The sequence below is a fragment of the Streptomyces sp. NPDC055189 genome (genome assembly GCF_053606765.1).
Window position 1 is genome coordinate 1 of record NZ_JBSGSG010000043.1, and the last position, 17,512, is coordinate 17,512.

Genomic DNA, 17,512 nt, shown 5'->3' on the forward strand with positions numbered 1-17,512 from the left:
GCGGCCGCCCCTCACGCCTTTCCCGTCGTTCTCGTCGCTACATCACATCTCGCCCAGCGTGAGATCAGCGGTCTTGTCGGCGCCGTCCCTCGTGTACGTCACCTGCGCCTTGTCGCCCGGCTTCTCCCCGGCGAGGGCCTCGGAGAGCGAGGTGATCGTGCTGATCCCGGTGTCGCCCAGCTTGGTGATGATGTCGCCGGCCTCGATGCCCGCCTTCGCCGCGGCGCCGTCCTTCTGCGCCTCGACGACGGCGACGCCCGCGGGCTTGTAGTCGTCACCGAGGACCGTGCGTCCCGTGATGCCGAGTGCGGCCCGGCCCGAGTCGGTGACCTTGCCGTCCTTGATGATCTGGTCGGCGACGGTCTGCACCATCGAGGACGGGATGGCGAACCCGATGCCGGGCGCCGCGCTGTCGCCCATCTGCGGGTCGGACGCGGCGAGCGTCGGAATCCCGATGACTTCGCTGTCGAGGGTGACGAGGGCGCCGCCGCTGTTGCCCGGGTTGATCGCGGCGGACGTCTGCACCATGTTCGCGATGGTGGCGCCGGTGGCCCCGCCCGAGCGGGGCTCGCTGACGGTCCGGCCGGTGGCGGAGATGATGCCCTGCGTGACGCTGGAGGACAGTCCGAGCGGCGACCCCATGGCGAGCACGATCTGCCCGACCTCGGCCTTCGTGGAGTCCGCGAACTTGGCGGCCTTGAGCCCGTCCGGCGGGTTGTCGATCTTGATGACGGCGAGATCCTGCTCGGGATAGGAGCTGACGAGCTTCGCGGTCAGGGCCTGCTCCCCGGTGGCCGTCGTGACCTTGAAGGTGCGCTCCTCGCCCACGACATGGGCGTTGGTGACGACGTGGCCCTTGTCGTCGTAGACGACGCCGGAGCCGAGGCTGTCGGAGGCGTCGATCTGGACGACCGACGGCAGGACGTCCTTGATGACCTGCTGGTAGTCGTCCTGCAGACCGCCGTCCGCCATTGGCGCGGCCTGAGTGGTGGACTTGCCGGAGCCTTCGGAGCCGGGGCTCGAACAGCCCGCGACGAGGAGCGCTGCGGCAAGGGAGGCGGTCACGGTGACGGCACGGATACGCGAGGCATTCATGCCCCGAGTGTCGCTTTGGCCCCGATATGCCGCCATGAAATAGACGGCCGATCAGGGGGCGGCGGCTTCGCTCCTGACCGTTGCCGGGGTATCCCCGCTCCTACCCATGAAGCTCGATGCCGGGCAATCGGGTGGGTGGGCGGGAAAGATCCGCCGCGAAGCGGCGGTTCAGTCAGTCCCGCACGCCGCACACATGCAACAGAGCCGCGACCCGGCGATACGGGTCGGTCCGCCCGGCCCGCTCCTCGGCGGCGAGCAACGCCGCCAGTTCCGCGTCCCCGGGGACGGCCGCGTCATCCGCCGCGCCGTCGGTGAAGACCCGCACCCCGTACCAGGCGTGCAGCGGCGCAGCGATCCCCGCGAGCGAAGCGGAAACGGCATCGAGCCGATCGGCCCGCGCTTCGAGGCCGAGCCGATTGCGGTACACGGTGGAGTCGAAGGCACCCATCGCCCCCGCCCAGTCCCCGGCGAGCCCCGGCCGCATGGCCAGCGCGTCCGCGTTCCGTACGAGGAGGGAGAGCAGCCCGCCGGGAGCCAGCATCCGGGCCAGCCCCGCGAGCAGCGCGTCCGGCTCCTCCACGTACATCAGCACGCCGTGGCACAGCACGACGTCGAAGCTGCCCGGCAGGAAATGCACCCCGGTGTCGCGCCCGTCGCCCTCGACGATCCGCACCCGGCCCCGGATCCCCTCGGGCTCGGCGCCGAGCGCGTCACGCGCCGCGGCCACCATCGCCGAGTCCTGCTCGACGCCCGTCACCTTGTGCCCGGCGCGGGCGAGCCGCAGCGCCTGCGTGCCCTGGCCCATGCCCACGTCGAGCACGCGAAGGCGCTGCCCCACGGGGAAGCGCCCGGCTATCTGCTCGTCGAGCTGCCGGGTCACCAGCTCCTGGCGTACGGCATTACGCAGGCCGCCCAGCTTCTGAAGCCACGCTGCGGCCCCGCCGGCGAAACCGCTCAGGGCCGCTCTCCGCGCTTGACCTGCGGCTTCGGCAGACGCAGACGGCGCATCTGGAGCGTACGCATCAGGGCGTAGGCGACGGCGCCCTTCTTGCTCTCGCTCGGGAAGCGCTCGTTCAGGCGCTTCTTCAGGCGGACCGCCGTCGTCACCGAGTCCACGATGATCAGAACGATCACGAAGAGCCAGAGCAGCAGCGCGATGTTCTGCAGCTGCGGGATCCGGACCATGCTCAGTACGAGGATGATCACGGCCAGCGGGAGGAAGAACTCGGCGATGCAGAACCGCGAGTCGACGAAGTCACGCGCGAACTTGCGCACGGGACCCTTGTCGCGGGCGGGCAGATAGCGCTCGTCACCGCTGGCGAGCGCCTGGCGCTGCTTGTCCATCTGGACGCGGCGTTCATTGCGCTGCCGCTTCGCCGCCTCCTTGCGCGTCACGGGCGTGTTGGCCACGCTGCGGCGCTGGGTCTGGGCCTCACTGCGCTTGGGCGTGGGGCGGCCCTTGGGGGCCTCGGGGTCACGGGGCTGCTGGGAGTCGGTCACCGGGGCCTTGCTCGCCGGGGCCTTCTCGTCCTTGGATCGGCTACGGAACACAAAACCCAAGGGTACGGGGTGCGAACGCATGGACCCCCGCCCGACGGGGAACGATCCGGCAACACCGGGCGTCTTGATTGTGTGGCTAAGGGGACGTTCCGTGTGGTTTACAAGCGGTTTTCGGGCGGTTCCCGGGGGTGCACCTACTCCCTACGCCTGAGCCCGGCCGGACACAGTCGTCCTTGGGGATGAGCGCATCCGCACGCGAACAGTGCGGTAATGGATGCAGGGCCCGTACTGTGGGTTCTGAGCAGTACCTGGAGCTGGAAGTCCGTCAGAAGGGGGCGCGCGAAGCCCATGAGCGGTGTCATGAAGCGTATGGGGATGATCTTCCGCGCGAAGGCGAACAAGGCCCTTGACCGGGCCGAGGACCCGCGCGAAACCCTCGATTACTCGTACCAGAAGCAGCTCGAGCTGTTGCAGAAGGTGCGCCGCGGTGTCGCCGACGTGGCGACCTCGCGCAAGCGGCTCGAACTGCAGCTGAGCCAGCTCCAGAAGCAGTCCTCCACCCTTGAGGACCAGGGCCGCAAGGCACTCGCCCTCGGGCGCGAGGACCTGGCCCGCGAGGCGCTCTCGCGCCGTGCGGCGCTTCAGCAGCAGGTGACCGACCTGGAGACGCAGCACCAGACGCTCCAGGGCGAGGAAGAGAAGCTCACTCTCGCGGCGCAGCGCCTCCAGGCCAAGGTCGACGCCTTCCGTACGAAGAAGGAGACGATCAAGGCCACGTACACCGCCGCCCAGGCGCAGACCCGGATCGGCGAGGCCTTCTCCGGCATCTCCGAGGAGATGGGCGACGTCGGCATGGCCATCCAGCGCGCCGAGGACAAGACCGCGCAGCTCCAGGCGCGGGCGGGCGCGATCGACGAGCTCCTGGCTTCCGGTGCCCTCGACGACTCCTCCGGGCTCGCCAAGGACGACATCCAGTCCGAGCTGGATCGCCTCTCCGGTGGTACTGATGTAGAGCTGGAACTGCAGCGGATGAAGGCCGAGCTGGCAGGCGGCTCGACGTCGAAGCAGGCCATCGAGCCGGGTCAGGGACAGCCGCAGGCCCAGCAGCCGCAGGACACTCCGCGCTTCGACAAGCAGTAGTCCACCGCTCACGTCCGAGGAGGGCGACATGATCGTACGGATCATGGGGGAGGGGCAGGTGAAGCTGGCCGACGGCCACTTCACCGAACTGAACAAGCTGGACGACGAGTTGCTCGAAGAGATGGAGAGCGGCGACGAGTCCGGCTTCCGCCGGACCCTGCACGCCTTGCTGGACAAGGTCCGGGAGCTGGGCGAGCCCCTCCCGGACGACGCCCTGGAACCCTCCGAACTGATCCTCCCGGCCCCGGACGCGACGCTGGACGAGGTCCGCGAAATGCTGAGCGACGACGGCTTGATCCCGGGCTAGACACGGGTCAGACGCGGGGCAATCGGGTGCGCGGGGCATCGGGTGGGTGGGCGGGAAAGATCCGGCGCGAAGCGCCGGTACAGGTCTACCCGGAAGACGAAGCCGAGCCAAGACCCCGGCGTTGCCCCGAGGGGGCGAGCACATCGGACCGGTCCCAGCCGCCCGCAGGGACCCGTACCGTTCAAGGCGTGAGCACTTTCGGGCGAGGCCGCTGCTGGGCCAAGGCGCACCCCCTGGCCGTGGACGCCGCCCTCGCGGCAGCCGTCCTCGTATGCATGGTCGTCGGCTCCTTCGTCGAGCCGTACGGCCATGACGGCGGCCCCACCTGGGGCACCCGCACCCCCGGCGCACTCAGCCTCGTCCTGATGGTGCTCGGCGCCACCGCGCTGGTCTTCCGCCGCCGCGCCCCCTGGGCCGTCCTCGCCGCTACCTGCGGCTTCACCGTCGTGGACCTCGTCACCGGCGAATTCCGCGGCGGCGTCGTGATGAGCGCGGTCATCGCCCTGTTCACCGTCGCAGCCCGCACCAACCGCCACACCACCTGGCGCGTCGGCCTGGTCACCATGACCGGCCTCACCGCCGTCGCGATGCTGGCAGGACCCCTGCCCTGGTACGCCCAGGAGAACCTCGGCATCTTCGCCTGGACCGGCATGGCCGCTGCCGCCGGTGACGCCGTCCGCAGCCGCCGGGCCTTCGTGGACGCCATAAGGGAGCGTGCCGAACGCGCGGAACGCACCCGCGAAGAGGAGGCCAGGCGCCGCGTCGCCGAGGAACGGCTGCGCATCGCCCGTGACCTGCACGACGTGGTGGCCCACCACATCGCCCTCGTCAACGTCCAGGCGGGAGTCGCGGCGCACGTCATGGACAAGCGCCCCGACCAGGCCAAGGAAGCCCTCTCCCACGTACGCGACGCCAGCCGCTCCGCGCTCAACGAACTGCGCGCCACCGTCGGCCTGCTGCGCCAGACCGGCGACCCCGAGGCCCCCACCGAGCCCGCACCGGGCCTGGCCCGCCTCGACGACCTCGTCGAGACCTTCCGGCACGCGGGCCTCCCCGTGGAGGTCACCTGCGGCGACGCCGCCACGGACCTGCCCGCCGGAGTCGACCTGGCCGCCTACCGCATCATCCAGGAGGCCCTGACGAACGTGCAGAAGCACGCGGGGACGGGCGCCAAGGCCGAGGTCAGCGTCATCCGCGTAGGACCGAACGCCGAGATCACGATCCTGGACGACGGCGGGGGCGGGAAGAAGGAGCAGAGCGGCGAGAGCGACGGCGGCGGGCACGGCCTCCTCGGCATGCGCGAGCGCGTCAGCGCCCTGAACGGCCGCTGCACCGCAGGACCCCGCTACGGCGGCGGATTCCGCGTCCATGCGATCCTGCCGGTCACGGCAAAGCCGGTCACCCCGGCAGAGGGAGGGACCGCGTGACGATCCGGGTGCTGCTCGCCGACGACCAGGCCTTGCTGCGCAGCGCGTTCAAGGTGCTCGTCAACTCCGAGCCCGACATGGAGGTCGTCGCCGAGGCCTCGGACGGCGCGGAAGCAGTCGAGCTCGCCAGGGCGCAGGCCGCCGACGTCGTCCTGATGGACATCCGTATGCCCGGCATGGACGGCCTGGCCGCCACCCGCCTGATCAGCGCCGACCCCGCCCTGGCCCACGTACGGGTGGTCATGCTGACGACGTTCGAGGTCGACGAGTACGTGGTGCAGTCGCTGCGCGCCGGTGCCTCCGGCTTCCTCGGCAAGGGCGCGGAGCCGGACGAACTGCTCGGCGCGATCCGGATCGCGGCCGCCGGCGACGCCCTGCTCTCCCCGGTGGCGACGAAGGGCCTGATCGCCAAGTTCCTCGCGCAGGGCGACGGTTCGGACGACGACGGCGGGGTGCGCGGCGAGCGGCTCGACGCGCTCACCGGGCGCGAGCGCGAGGTTCTCGTACAGGTCGCGGGCGGGCACTCGAACGACGAGATCGCCGAGCGACTTGAGGTCAGCCCGCTCACCGTGAAGACGCACGTGAACCGTGCGATGGCGAAGCTGGGTGCCCGCGACCGGGCGCAACTCGTCGTCATTGCCTACGAATCGGGCCTGGTACGTCCAAGGGTGGAGTGAGTGCGGGCGCAACGTACTGCGCCCGCAGTATGCGTCACATAAGAACGGGTCCTCGGAGTGACGAATCCTGCCCTGGACATGGCAGATCGTGTAGGGGGCACCGGCTCGCCGGTGCCCGTTCCTGCGCAGTACGCCACAGAGAGAGACCACCATGTCCTGGCTGTCCCGGTTCAGCCTCGCCCAACGGGCCCTTGTCGGGCTGATATCGATCATCGCGCTCGTCTTCGGCGCGATCGCGATCCCTCAGCTCAAGCAGCAGCTGCTGCCCTCCATCGAACTCCCGATGGTGTCCGTCCTGGCCCCGTATCAGGGCGCGTCCCCCGATGTGGTCGAAAAGCAGGTCGTCGAGCCGCTCGAATCGTCCCTCGACGCGGTCGACGGGATCACCGGCATCACCTCCACGGCGAGCGAGGGCAACGCCGTGATCATGGCCCAGTTCGACTACGGCAGCGGCTCCAAGCAGCTCGTCGCCGATGTCCAGCAGGCCGTGAACCGCGCCGGGGCCCAGCTCCCCGACGACGTCGACCCGCAGGTCATCGCGGGCTCCACGGACGACATCCCGACCGTGGTCCTCTCCGTCACCTCGGACAAGGACCAGCAGGCGCTCTCCGACCAGCTCGACCGTACGGTCGTCCCCGCCATGGAGGACATCGACGGCGTCGCCCAGGTCACCGTCGACGGCGTGCGCGATCTCCAGGTCGACGTCACCCCCGACGACAGGAAGCTGGCCAAGGCGGGCCTGACCCCGGCCGCGCTCGGCCAGGCGCTCCAGGCCGGCGGCGCCACGCTGCCCGCGGGCTCCTTCGACGAGGACGGCAAGAACCGCACCGTCCAGGTCGGCGGCGGCTACACGTCCCTGAAGCAGATCCAGAACCTGATGGTCACCCCCGAGGCCAAGCCGGGGGAGCGGCCGGGCAAGCCGGTGCGCCTCGACGAGGTCGCCACCGTCAAACAGCAGCCGTCCGAGGCCACGTCCATCACGCGGACCAACGGCAAGCCCAGCCTGGCCGTCGCGATCACGATGGACCAGGACGGCAGCGCCGTCGCGATCTCCGACGCGGTCAAGGACAAGCTGCCCGACCTGCGCAAGGACCTGGGCGCGGGCTCGGACCTGACGGTCGCAAGCGACCAGGGCCCGGCGGTCTCCAAGTCCATCGACGGCCTCACCACCGAGGGCGCCCTCGGCCTGGTCTTCGCGGTCCTGGTCATCCTTGTCTTCCTCGCGTCGATCCGCTCGACGCTGGTCACCGCGGTCTCCATCCCGCTCTCGGTCGTCCTCGCCCTGATCGTGCTGTGGACGCGGGACCTCTCCCTGAACATGCTCACGCTCGGCGCGCTGACCATCGCCATCGGCCGCGTCGTCGACGACTCGATCGTGGTCCTGGAGAACATCAAGCGCCACCTCGGATACGGCGAGGAGCGCGAGGCCGCGATCATCAAGGCGGTCAAGGAGGTCGCGGGTGCCGTGACGTCCTCGACCCTGACGACCGTCGCGGTCTTCCTGCCGATCGGCCTGGTCGGCGGCATGGTGGGCGAGCTCTTCGGCTCGTTCTCGCTGACGGTCACGGCGGCGCTCCTGGCGTCCCTGCTCGTCTCGCTGACGGTCGTGCCGGTCCTCTCGTACTGGTTCCTGCGTCCCCCCAAGGACGTGCGCGGTGCCGACCCGGAGGAGGCCCGCCGCAAGGCCGAGGAGAAGGAGGCCAAGAGCAGGCTCCAGCGCTTCTACGTCCCCGTCCTGCGCTTCGCGACCCGGCGCCGCTTCACCAGCCTCGTCATCGCGATCGTCATCCTCGTGGGTACGTTCGGCATGGCGCCGCTCCTGAAGACCAACTTCTTCGACCAGGGCGAGCAGGAAGTCCTGACCATCAAGCAGGAGTTGAAGCCGGGCACCAGCCTGGCGGCGTCCGACGCGTCGGCCAAGAAGATCGAGACGATGCTCGACGGCCTCGACGAGATCAAGGACTACCAGGTCACGGTCGGCTCGTCCGGCTTCATGGCGGCCTTCGGCGGCTCCACGGACACCAACCAGGCGTCCTACACCCTGACGCTCAAGGACAAGTCCTCGTACGACAAGACGCAGGACAAGGTCGAGGAGGAGCTCGGCAAGCTCTCCGGCATCGGCCAGACGTCCATCGCGGCCGGTGACGGCTTCGGCAGCCAGGACCTGAGCGTGGTCGTCAAGGCCGCCGACGGTGACGTGCTGCGCAAGGCGTCCGACGAGGTGCGTGACGAGGTCGCGAAGATCGACGACGTCACGGACGTGCAGAGCGACCTGTCGCAGAGCATTCCGCGCATCTCGGTCAAGGCCAACTCCAAGGCCGCGGCGGCCGGGTTCAACGACACCACCCTCGGCCAGGCCGTCGCCCAGTCGGTGCGCGGCACCGAGAGCGGCAAGGCGATCCTGGACGACACCGAGCGCGACATCGTGGTGCAGTCGGCGCAGCCGGCGAAGACCATCGCCGAGCTGCGCAAGCTGAACCTCGGCGCGGCGAAGCTCGGCGACATCGCCGACGTCAAGCTGGTCGACGGCCCGGTCTCCATGACCCGCATCGACGGCGCCCGCGCCGCGACGATCACCGCGAAGCCGACCGGCGAGAACACCGGCGCCGTCAGCGCCGACCTCACCAAGAAGCTCGACGCGCTGAAGCTGCCGGACGGCGCGACCGCGTCCATCGGCGGGGTCTCCGAGGACCAGGACGAGGCGTTCGCCTCGCTCGGCCTCGCGATGCTGGCGGCGATCGCGATCGTCTTCATGCTGCTCGTGGCGACGTTCCGCTCGCTCGTCCAGCCGCTGATCCTGCTGGTCTCGATCCCGTTCGCGGCCACGGGCGCCATCGGTCTCCTGATCGCCACCGACACCCCGATGGGCGTCCCGGCGATGATCGGCATGCTGATGCTGATCGGCATCGTGGTGACCAACGCGATCGTCCTGATCGACTTGATCAACCAGTACCGCAGTCAGGGCCACGGCGTGGTCGAGGCAGTCATCGAGGGTGGCCGCCACCGCCTCCGCCCGATCCTGATGACGGCTCTGGCGACGATCTTCGCCCTGCTCCCGATGGCCCTCGGCATCACGGGCGAGGGCGGCTTCATCGCCCAGCCGCTCGCGGTGGTGGTCATCGGCGGCCTGATCACGTCGACGCTCCTCACCCTCCTCCTCGTCCCGACGCTGTACGCGATGGTGGAACTCCGCAAGGAGCGTCGGCGCGCGAAGCGCGAGGCGAAGCGGGCCAAGAAGGCAGGCGTCCCGCCTCAGGCCAACTCCGAGTCCGGCGACCCGGAACCGGCCCAGGTGTAACCCTGCGGGCCGGCGGGGGCTGGCCGCGCAGTTCCCCGCGCCCCTTACGGGGCCCAGCCGCCCGCGTTGTGGGCAGGCGTTCCGCACGGCGATTGGGGTCTCCCCTGCTCGAGCGAAGCCGAGAGCTCGGGGAAGGGTGGGCACAACGCACCGACGCCGGGCAAGCACTAACGGAGGCGTTCAGCCTCACCCCGGACGGGGTGCTCCTCAGAACGAGGGGCACCCCGTCCTCGTACGCCCACTGCAAGTGCCAGCACTGCGGCCCCGCTGCAAAGCGTCATCCCCAGGAACAGCGGCACCGCGGTGGAGTCCCCACCGAGCCCCACCAGCGGCGCGACCACCGCGCCCAACGCACTCTGGGCGGTACCGAGCAGCGCGGACCCCACGCCGGAGGCGTAAGGAACCCGCGCAAGGGCAAGAGCCGCCGCGTTGGCCACGACGAGCCCGAGCCCGCCGAACACCAGAGCCATCAGCACCAGACACACCACGACCCCCAGCAGCCCCGCCAAGGCGAGGGCCAGCAGCAGGGACGTCCCGGTGAGCATGGCAAGGAGCCCGCCCCGCAGCAGAGCTCCGGGAGCGACCCGCCCCACAAGGCGGGCCCCCACCGCACTGGAGAGCGTCGCGACCACCGCCCCGCCGGAGAAGGCCACGGACGAAGTCCCTACGCCCATGCCGAGGACGTTCTGCAACAGGAACGGCGACCCGGCGATGTAGCAGAACAGCATCCCGAACCCGAAGGTGAAGGCGAGCGTGTAGCCCACGTACGCCCGATCGCCCACGACATCGCGGACCGAGGCGGCCACCTGCCGCAGCCCGCCCTCGTGCCGCCGCTCCTCGGGCAGGCTCTCCGGTACGCCGACGAACACCGCCAGGGTCACGAGGAGCGAGACCCCGGCAAGCACCCAGAACACGCCCCGCCATCCCGCGGCCCCGATCACCGCGCCGCCGGCCAGCGGGGCGATGATCGGCGCGATCCCGGCCAGCGTCATGAGCACCCCGAACAGTCGTGCCGCGGCGGCCCCCTGAAGCCGGTCGGTGACCACGGCCCGGCTGATCACGACGCCCGCCGCCCCGCTGAACCCGGCCACGAACCGCAGCGCGACCAGCCAGCCCAGCGAGGGCGCCACGGCACACAGCGCGGTCCCCACGGTGCACACGGCCGCCCCCGCGAGCAGCGGCACCCGTCTGCCGTACTGGTCGGAGAGCGGCCCGAAGACGAGATGCCCGAGCGTCATCCCGACCAGGAACGCGGTCAGCGTGAGCTGCACCCCGGAGGCGTCGGTGCGCAGTTCACCGGCCATCCGCGGAAAGGCCGGGAGGTACATGTCGGTGGAGAGCGGACCTATGAACGAGAGCAGCGCGAGCGCGGCGGTGAGCAAGGGCATGACGGAGGACCCCCGGGGGCGGCGATGACATGGAGTAGCCGTTCAAGGGGAGGGGACGGAGCGCGAGAAGGGCCCGAGCGGTTGTCGGGTGGTGCGCATGAAGCCGTCCTCAAGGCGGATCGGGGCACGGCCCTGATCGAGAACGCCCGGACGGAGACTTTCGCCGACGATCGAGAAGCGTAGAACGCGGTAAGGGGCACCCGCAATGGCGGGTGCCCCTTACCTGCGAGACCTACGAGACCTACGAGCCGAAGACGGTGCGGGCTACGGAAGTGCCAGCATCCGCTCGAGCGCCAGCTTCGCGAACTGCTCGGTCTCGCGGTCGACCTCGATCTGGTTGACCAGCTTGCCCTCGGCGAGCGACTCCAGCGCCCAGACGAGGTGCGGCAGGTCGATGCGGTTCATGGTCGAGCAGAAGCAGACCGTCTTGTCGAGGAAGACGATCTCCTTGTCGTCCGCGGCGAAACGGTTCGCCAGGCGGCGAACGAGGTTCAGCTCGGTCCCGATCGCCCACTTGGAACCGGCCGGGGCCGCCTCCAGGGTCTGGATGATGTGCTCCGTGGAGCCCACGTAGTCCGCCGCGGCCACGACCTCGTGCTTGCACTCGGGGTGCACCAGGACGTTGACGCCGGGAATCCGCGCGCGCACGTCCTCGACGGACTCCAGCGAGAAGCGTCCGTGCACCGAGCAGTGCCCGCGCCACAGGATCATCTTCGCGTCCCGCAGCTGCTCGACGGTCAGGCCGCCGTTCGGCTTGTGCGGGTTGTAGAGCACGCAGTCGTCGAGCGAGAGGCCCATGTCGCGGACCGCGGTGTTGCGCCCGAGGTGCTGGTCGGGGAGGAACAGCACCTTCTCGCCCTGCTCGAAGGCCCACTCAAGGGCCCGCTTGGCGTTCGACGACGTACAGATCGTCCCGCCGTGCTTGCCGGTGAAGGCCTTGATGTCGGCGGACGAGTTCATGTACGAGACGGGCACGACCTGCTCGGCGATCCCGGCGTCGGCCAGCACGTCCCAGCACTCCGCGACCTGCTCGGCGGTGGCCATGTCGGCCATCGAGCAGCCCGCGGCCAGGTCCGGAAGGACGACCTTCTGGTCGTCCGTCGTCAGGATGTCCGCGGACTCGGCCATGAAGTGCACACCGCAGAAGACGATGTACTCGGCCTCCGGCTTGGCGGCCGCGTCCTTGGCCAGCTTGAAGGAGTCGCCGGTGACATCCGCGAACTGGATGACCTCGTCGCGCTGGTAGTGGTGGCCGAGCACGAAGACCTTGTCGCCGAGCTTCTCCTTGGCGGCGCGGGCGCGCTCCACCAGGTCGGGGTCGGAGGGCGACGGCAGATCGCCGGGGCACTCCACGCCGCGCTCGCTCTTCGGGTCGGCCTCGCGGCCGAGCAGCAGCAGGGCGAGCGGCGTCGGCTGGACGTCGAGGTCCACGAGTTCCACGGGGGGCTGGGCGGTGGTCACGACACGCACCCTTTCTTCTCTGCAGACGAGCCTTTTCGTCTAATTGACGTTATCTATCATAACCGCTTCACGTCAGTTTGACGATGGCCATAGTGTCGATGTGACGCGTTCGCCTCCGGCAGGCCGATGCTCCCCGCGGCGGCGTGTGCGAGCATGAAGGGACAGACAGCCGAGAGCGAGCCGAAAGACACAGCCCTCGGACCGGAATGAATCCGCGGCCCCGGCGGTTGCAACCGTCGGCAAGCAGTCTCCGTACAACCCGGGAGAGAAGCAGATGTCCGTATCGGACGAGACCACCACCGTGAGCGACGGCATCCTCCTGTCCGACGCCGCCGCGGCCAAGGTCAAGGGCCTTCTTGAGCAGGAGGGCCGGGACGACCTGGCGCTGCGCGTCGCCGTTCAGCCGGGCGGCTGCTCAGGCCTTCGCTACCAGCTGTTCTTCGACGAGCGCTCGCTCGACGGCGACGTGGTCAAGGACTTCGACGGCGTCAAGGTCGTCACCGACCGGATGAGCGCTCCCTACCTGGGCGGCGCCTCCATCGACTTCGTCGACACCATCGAGAAGCAGGGCTTCACGATCGACAACCCGAACGCCACGGGCTCCTGCGCCTGCGGCGACTCGTTCAGCTAAATCTGCCTGTACGTGCGAAGGCGGCCCCCGGAGAACTTCGGGGGCCGCCTTCGTTTTCGTACGTGAGGGGCGCTACTTGCGCGGCACCGTGCCGCCGCCCTCCGCGTCCACGACCTTGCGGTCGCCCAGCGGCTTGTCCAGGGTCACGGTCTCGGTGAACTCCTTGGCCATCATCACGCAGACCTCGCCCTTCTTGCGGGTCTCGGTCACCTTCACGCGCACGCTGTCCTTGCTCTCGTCGGCCGACGCCGAGTAATCGCTGCAGACGCCGCCCCAGAAGTGCACCGTCACGGACTTGCCGTCCGCGCGGTAGGACTCGACGTGCGCGGTCGGGTCCTGGCCCGTGCCCGGCTCCTGAGTGGGCTTGTCGCTGGGCGTCGGGTCCGACGGCGGCGTGCTCGGCGTGCTCGGCGTGCTCGGCGAGGTGAGGAACTTCGGCTCCACCGCCGGATGCGTCACCGTGAAGGTGTCCTTCGCGCCCTGCGGCCGCACGTCGAACAGCCAGGAGGGCACGAGCGTCTGGCGCCCGTCCACGAACTGCACCGCGAGCCCGAACGTCGCGTCCTTCACCGTGATCGGCTGCGGCTTCGGAGGCGCGGACGAGGGCTCGCACGGCGCCTGCTTCTTGCCTTCCTTGCCCGAGGCGTCCTCGGGCATCGCGGTGGCGCAGCCGCCGATGCCCACGCTTCCGCCGCCGCCCGACTTGTTGAGCTGGGCCAGGGTCTCGTCGGCGCTGATCACCGGGTACGTCGCACCCTTCTTCGGCGCCTTCAACTGGCCGCTGCCGCCCACCACTTGACCGTCCGAGCCGACCTGGATGCCGGTCGACCAGCCGTACGTCGGGAGCCCGCCCACCTCCGGGTCGGCGTTCACCACGCGTACGCCGCCCATGAGTTGGCGGGCGTCCAGCTTCGCGTCGTCCTGCCCGACCGCCTTCAGGACGGGTGCCGCGGCCTTCTTCGCCTCGGCCTCGCCGACCGCGTCACCCTCGCCGTTCGGGGCGGTGGACGTCTCCGAGCCGTCTGAACCCCCCGAACACGGCTTGCCCTTCTGGCAGTTGTCGCTGCCGCCGGTGGCGTACCGCGAGAACGTCCAGGTGCCCGGCGCCTGCTTGCTCACCTGGAGCGAGGGTCCGGAACCGTCCTTCGTGGGGCCGACCTTCCAGGCGCCGTCCTGCGACGCGATCTTGCCCGTGACGCCGAGGGCCTTGGCCAGCCTGGTGACTTGATCCTGGCCGACCGTGCCCCGCGCGTGGTACACGGCCGCCGAGTCGGGGCCGCCGGGCAGCTTGCCCTCGGCGCGGTAGGCGGAGCCGTTCGGGTCGGGCTCGCCGGGGGCGATGCCCTCGGTGCCGCCGTCCTGGCCGTCCTTCTGCCGGTCGCCGTCCGTGTGTCCGTCGAGGGCGAGAGGCGGAGGGGTTCCCCCGTCGCCGGCGGGGGAACTGCCGTTGCTGTCGCTGCCGCCTGACGCGGTCGCGGCGAAGTAGGCGCCGCCGCCACCGACGAGCAGCACCGTGGCCGCCACCGACGCGACGGCGAGGCGGGAACGCCGCCGGTGCTGATCGGCCGCGTCATGGTCGGATCGCTCGGTGCTCACCGCATCGCTCCTTCGACTGCACTGCTGTCCCTGGAGGCCCGTGTGCGGGCCTCGTTCGTATTCCGCGTCCCCTTTACGGGGGACAGCGGTGGGACGCGGCGGGGGAGCGCACGGTTCCATCGGCGCGCGCCGATGCCGTGTGCCGGGTCGAGCCGGGGCGGAGCCGGGGTGGAGCCGGGGTCGAGTCGGGGGCGAGCCGCGGTAGGGCCTCGTCTCAGTCGCCGTACTCCGACATGCCGTCGATCAGCCGGGCGGACGCGGGCGGGACGCTGATCCCGTGGATCAGCGCGGGCGACACCGGAGCGGCCGACGCGGCGGCTGGGGTCACCCAGTGCGGGGCCATGCGGGCGCAGTCGCCGCGCAGGGTCTCCATGTTCTCCGGGGGCTCGGAGACCAGCTCGACGGGACGCGTGGTGACGACATGCTTCGAGATAACGGCCATAACCGCACCGTACGCATCGCACACCTCGCGAAAAAAGACCTACTAACGGGTAGTTTGGCCTCTTCAGCGGGGGTGTACCGACCCGGTAGCGTGAAGTGTCAACCCCTCGCCTCTCCTCCACAGGAGCATGCCGTCGTGCGTATCGCAGTCACCGGCTCCATCGCCACCGACCACCTGATGACCTTCCCCGGCCGCTTCGCCGACCAACTGGTCGCGGATCAGCTGCACACGGTTTCTCTCTCGTTCCTGGTCGACGCCCTGGACGTACGCAGGGGAGGTGTCGCCGCCAACGTCTGCTTCGGAATGGGTCAGCTCGGCACGGAACCGATCCTGGTCGGAGCCGCGGGCTCGGACTTCGGCGAGTACCGCGCCTGGCTCGACCGGCACGGCGTGGACACCTCGTCGGTCCGCATCTCCGAGACGCTGCACACGGCCCGCTTCGTGTGCACCACGGACGCCGACCACAACCAGATCGGCTCGTTCTACACGGGCGCGATGAGCGAGGCCCGCCTCATCGAACTGAAGACCGTGGCCGACCGCGTGGGCGGTCTCGACCTGGTCCTCATCGGCGCGGACGACCCCGAGGCGATGCTGCGCCACACCGAGGAGTGCCGGTCGCGCGAGATCCCCTTCGCCGCGGACTTCTCCCAGCAGATCGCGCGCATGGAGGGCGAGGAGATCCGTACGCTCCTCGACGGCGCCACGTACCTCTTCTCGAACGAGTACGAGAAGGGCCTCATCGAGTCCAAGACCGGCTGGACCGACGCCGAGATCCTCGCCAAGGTCGGCCACCGCGTGACCACCCTCGGCGCGAACGGCGTGCGCATCGAGGCCACCGGCCAGGACCCGATCGAGGTCGGCGTCCCCGAGGAGAAGGCGAAGGTCGAGCCCACCGGCGTCGGCGACGCGTTCCGCGCGGGCTTCCTCTCGGGCCTGTCCTGGGGCGTCTCCCTGGAGCGTTCGGCGCAGCTCGGCTGCATGCTCGCCACCCTGGTGATCGAGAGCGTCGGCACCCAGGAGTACGAACTGCACCGCAGCGACTTCATGGACCGCTTCACCAAGGCGTACGGCGACGTGGCGGCGTCCGAGGTCCAGGGCCGCCTGGCCTAGTCCCGCCCGGCCAGGGTCCCGCACTGCCCGGCCGGGCAGTGCGGGACCGGGTCAGGAACTCCGGCGGACCACATACGCGGCGCCGTGGTCCGCCGGCTCCTCGCCCACGTACTCCTGCCCCCGCATCTCGCACCACGCCGGGATGTCGAGCCGCGCCGCCTCGTCGTCGGCGAGCACCGTGACGGTGCCGCCCACCGGGACGTCCCCGATGACCTTCGCGAGTTCGATGACGGGGAGCGGGCAGCGCTTTCCCAGCGCGTCCACGACGAGGGAAGCGGATTCCGCACCCTGCACGGGAGCCACCGGCGCGCCCAGTTGTTCGCGTACCGAGGCCACCACGCCCGGCAGCACCTCCAGAAAACGCTCGACCTCCGCTTCCTGTGTCCCCCGTGGGAGTGACACCCGTACGTTGCCCTCGCTCAGTACGCCCATGGCCTTCAGGACGTGGCTCGGGGTCAGCGTCGAGCTGGTGCAGGACGAGCCGGAGGAGACCGAGAACCCGGCCCGGTCCAGCTCGTGCAGGACTGTCTCCCCGTCGACATAGAGACAAGAGAAGGTCACCAGGTGCGGCAGGCGCCGCTCCGGGTCGCCCACCACCTCCACGTCCGGCACGAGCCCCGGCACCCGCGCCCGGATCCGCTCCGTCAACTCCCGCAGCCGGGCGCCCTCCTCGGCTGCCTCGGCCTGCACGGCACGCAGCGAGGCCGCGGCGGCGACCACCGCCGGGATGTTCTCGAAGCCGGGAGCGCGCCCCGATTCCCGCTCGTCGGCGGGCCCCTGCGCGGCGAACCGCACCCCCTTGCGCACGACCAGCAGCCCCACGCCCGCGGGCCCGCCCCACTTATGGGCACTGGCGGCGAGCAGCGACCACTCCCCGCCCACCCGGCCCCACGGCAGTGACTGAGCCGCGTCCACCAGGAGCGGTACCCCCGCGGCGCGACACGCCGAAGCGACGTCGGCCACCGGCTGCTCGGTGCCCACCTCGTGGTTGGCGGACTGGAGGCAGGCAAGGGCCGTGTCGGGGCGCAGCGCGGCCGTGCAGGCGTCCGGGGACACCGCACCGGCCCGGTCCACCCCCACCTCGGTCACCGTCCCGCCCGCGGCCTCGTGGGACGCCGCCGAATGGAGGACCGACGAGTGTTCGACGGCGGACACCACGAGATGCCGCCCGACACGCCGACGCCCGGCGAGGGCGCCGGCGATCCCGGAGTGCACGGCCAGGGTGCCGGATGGGGTGAAGGAGAGCTCGTCGGGGCGGCACCCGACGGCCTCCGCGGCGGCCTCCCGCGCGGCATCGAGCAGCAGCCTGGCCCGCCGCCCCTCGCGATAGAGCCGCGCCGGATCGGCCCACCCCTCATCCAACGAGGCCTGCAGCGCCTGCCGGGCCACGGGGTGAAGGGGAGCGGAGGAGGCAACATCGAAGTAGGACACGCCGCAACG

The 17,512-nt window shown here is 70.3% G+C and carries 15 protein-coding genes; 7 read left to right on the top strand and 8 right to left on the bottom strand.

Features of this window, described 5'->3' with window-relative positions:
- Nucleotides 1–42: 42 nt before the first annotated feature.
- From ACWFR3_RS26875 to ACWFR3_RS26885, 3 genes are all read right to left on the bottom strand, one after another.
- The gene (locus ACWFR3_RS26875) at nucleotides 43–1,095 is read right to left on the bottom strand and encodes a S1C family serine protease (RefSeq protein ID WP_453737199.1); all 1,053 of its coding nucleotides are present in this window, start codon (nucleotides 1,093–1,095) and stop codon (nucleotides 43–45) included.
- A 172-nt stretch (nucleotides 1,096–1,267) separates the two neighbouring features.
- Nucleotides 1,268–1,975 (bottom strand): class I SAM-dependent methyltransferase, encoded by a 708-nt coding sequence (locus ACWFR3_RS26880; protein ID WP_453737200.1) that lies wholly within the window; start codon nucleotides 1,973–1,975, stop codon nucleotides 1,268–1,270.
- Between the two features lie 74 nt (nucleotides 1,976–2,049).
- Nucleotides 2,050–2,676, bottom strand: coding sequence for a DUF3043 domain-containing protein (locus ACWFR3_RS26885; RefSeq protein ID WP_453737201.1), 627 nt, complete (start codon nucleotides 2,674–2,676; stop codon nucleotides 2,050–2,052).
- Between the two features lie 267 nt (nucleotides 2,677–2,943).
- On the opposite strand from ACWFR3_RS26885, the gene ACWFR3_RS26890 reads away from it, so the two are divergent.
- From ACWFR3_RS26890 to ACWFR3_RS26910, 5 genes are all read left to right on the top strand, one after another.
- Nucleotides 2,944–3,735: a PspA/IM30 family protein gene (locus ACWFR3_RS26890; protein WP_351159509.1), complete on the top strand. Its 792-nt coding sequence runs from the start codon at nucleotides 2,944–2,946 to the stop codon at nucleotides 3,733–3,735.
- Nucleotides 3,736–3,763: 28 nt separating this feature from the next.
- Complete coding sequence (gene pspAA, locus ACWFR3_RS26895; protein WP_453737202.1) at nucleotides 3,764–4,042, top strand: PspA-associated protein PspAA; 279 nt, start codon at nucleotides 3,764–3,766, stop codon at nucleotides 4,040–4,042.
- A gap of 188 nt (nucleotides 4,043–4,230) precedes the next feature.
- Entirely contained in the window at nucleotides 4,231–5,469 is a 1,239-nt protein-coding gene (locus tag ACWFR3_RS26900) for a sensor histidine kinase (RefSeq protein WP_453737203.1), read from the top strand.
- Complete coding sequence (locus ACWFR3_RS26905; RefSeq protein ID WP_453737204.1) at nucleotides 5,466–6,146, top strand: response regulator; 681 nt, start codon at nucleotides 5,466–5,468, stop codon at nucleotides 6,144–6,146. Before ACWFR3_RS26900 ends, ACWFR3_RS26905 begins: the two co-directional genes overlap by 4 nt.
- A gap of 151 nt (nucleotides 6,147–6,297) precedes the next feature.
- Nucleotides 6,298–9,444, top strand: coding sequence for an efflux RND transporter permease subunit (locus tag ACWFR3_RS26910; protein WP_453737205.1), 3,147 nt, complete (start codon nucleotides 6,298–6,300; stop codon nucleotides 9,442–9,444).
- 167 nt (nucleotides 9,445–9,611) lie between these two features.
- Here ACWFR3_RS26910 and ACWFR3_RS26915 read toward each other — a convergent pair whose 3' ends face one another.
- Nucleotides 9,612–10,832: a multidrug effflux MFS transporter gene (locus ACWFR3_RS26915; protein ID WP_453737206.1), complete on the bottom strand. Its 1,221-nt coding sequence runs from the start codon at nucleotides 10,830–10,832 to the stop codon at nucleotides 9,612–9,614.
- 264 nt (nucleotides 10,833–11,096) lie between these two features.
- Nucleotides 11,097–12,302 (bottom strand): quinolinate synthase NadA, encoded by a 1,206-nt coding sequence (nadA, locus tag ACWFR3_RS26920; RefSeq protein WP_453737207.1) that lies wholly within the window; start codon nucleotides 12,300–12,302, stop codon nucleotides 11,097–11,099.
- Between the two features lie 265 nt (nucleotides 12,303–12,567).
- Between nadA and ACWFR3_RS26925 the strand changes: the two genes are divergently transcribed.
- Nucleotides 12,568–12,924: a HesB/IscA family protein gene (locus ACWFR3_RS26925; RefSeq protein ID WP_030933606.1), complete on the top strand. Its 357-nt coding sequence runs from the start codon at nucleotides 12,568–12,570 to the stop codon at nucleotides 12,922–12,924.
- 72 nt (nucleotides 12,925–12,996) lie between these two features.
- Here the strand turns inward: ACWFR3_RS26925 and ACWFR3_RS26930 are convergent, their stop codons facing one another.
- Nucleotides 12,997–14,520, bottom strand: a complete 1,524-nt coding sequence (locus ACWFR3_RS26930) for a hypothetical protein (protein WP_453737208.1) — start codon at nucleotides 14,518–14,520, stop codon at nucleotides 12,997–12,999.
- 214 nt (nucleotides 14,521–14,734) lie between these two features.
- Nucleotides 14,735–14,962, bottom strand: coding sequence for a hypothetical protein (locus tag ACWFR3_RS26935; protein ID WP_453737263.1), 228 nt, complete (start codon nucleotides 14,960–14,962; stop codon nucleotides 14,735–14,737).
- A 135-nt stretch (nucleotides 14,963–15,097) separates the two neighbouring features.
- On the opposite strand from ACWFR3_RS26935, the gene ACWFR3_RS26940 reads away from it, so the two are divergent.
- Complete coding sequence (locus ACWFR3_RS26940) at nucleotides 15,098–16,072, top strand: carbohydrate kinase family protein (protein ID WP_453737209.1); 975 nt, start codon at nucleotides 15,098–15,100, stop codon at nucleotides 16,070–16,072.
- 51 nt (nucleotides 16,073–16,123) lie between these two features.
- Here the strand turns inward: ACWFR3_RS26940 and ACWFR3_RS26945 are convergent, their stop codons facing one another.
- The gene (locus tag ACWFR3_RS26945) at nucleotides 16,124–17,503 is read right to left on the bottom strand and encodes an aminotransferase class V-fold PLP-dependent enzyme (RefSeq protein WP_453737210.1); all 1,380 of its coding nucleotides are present in this window, start codon (nucleotides 17,501–17,503) and stop codon (nucleotides 16,124–16,126) included.
- Nucleotides 17,504–17,512: the final 9 nt, after the last annotated feature.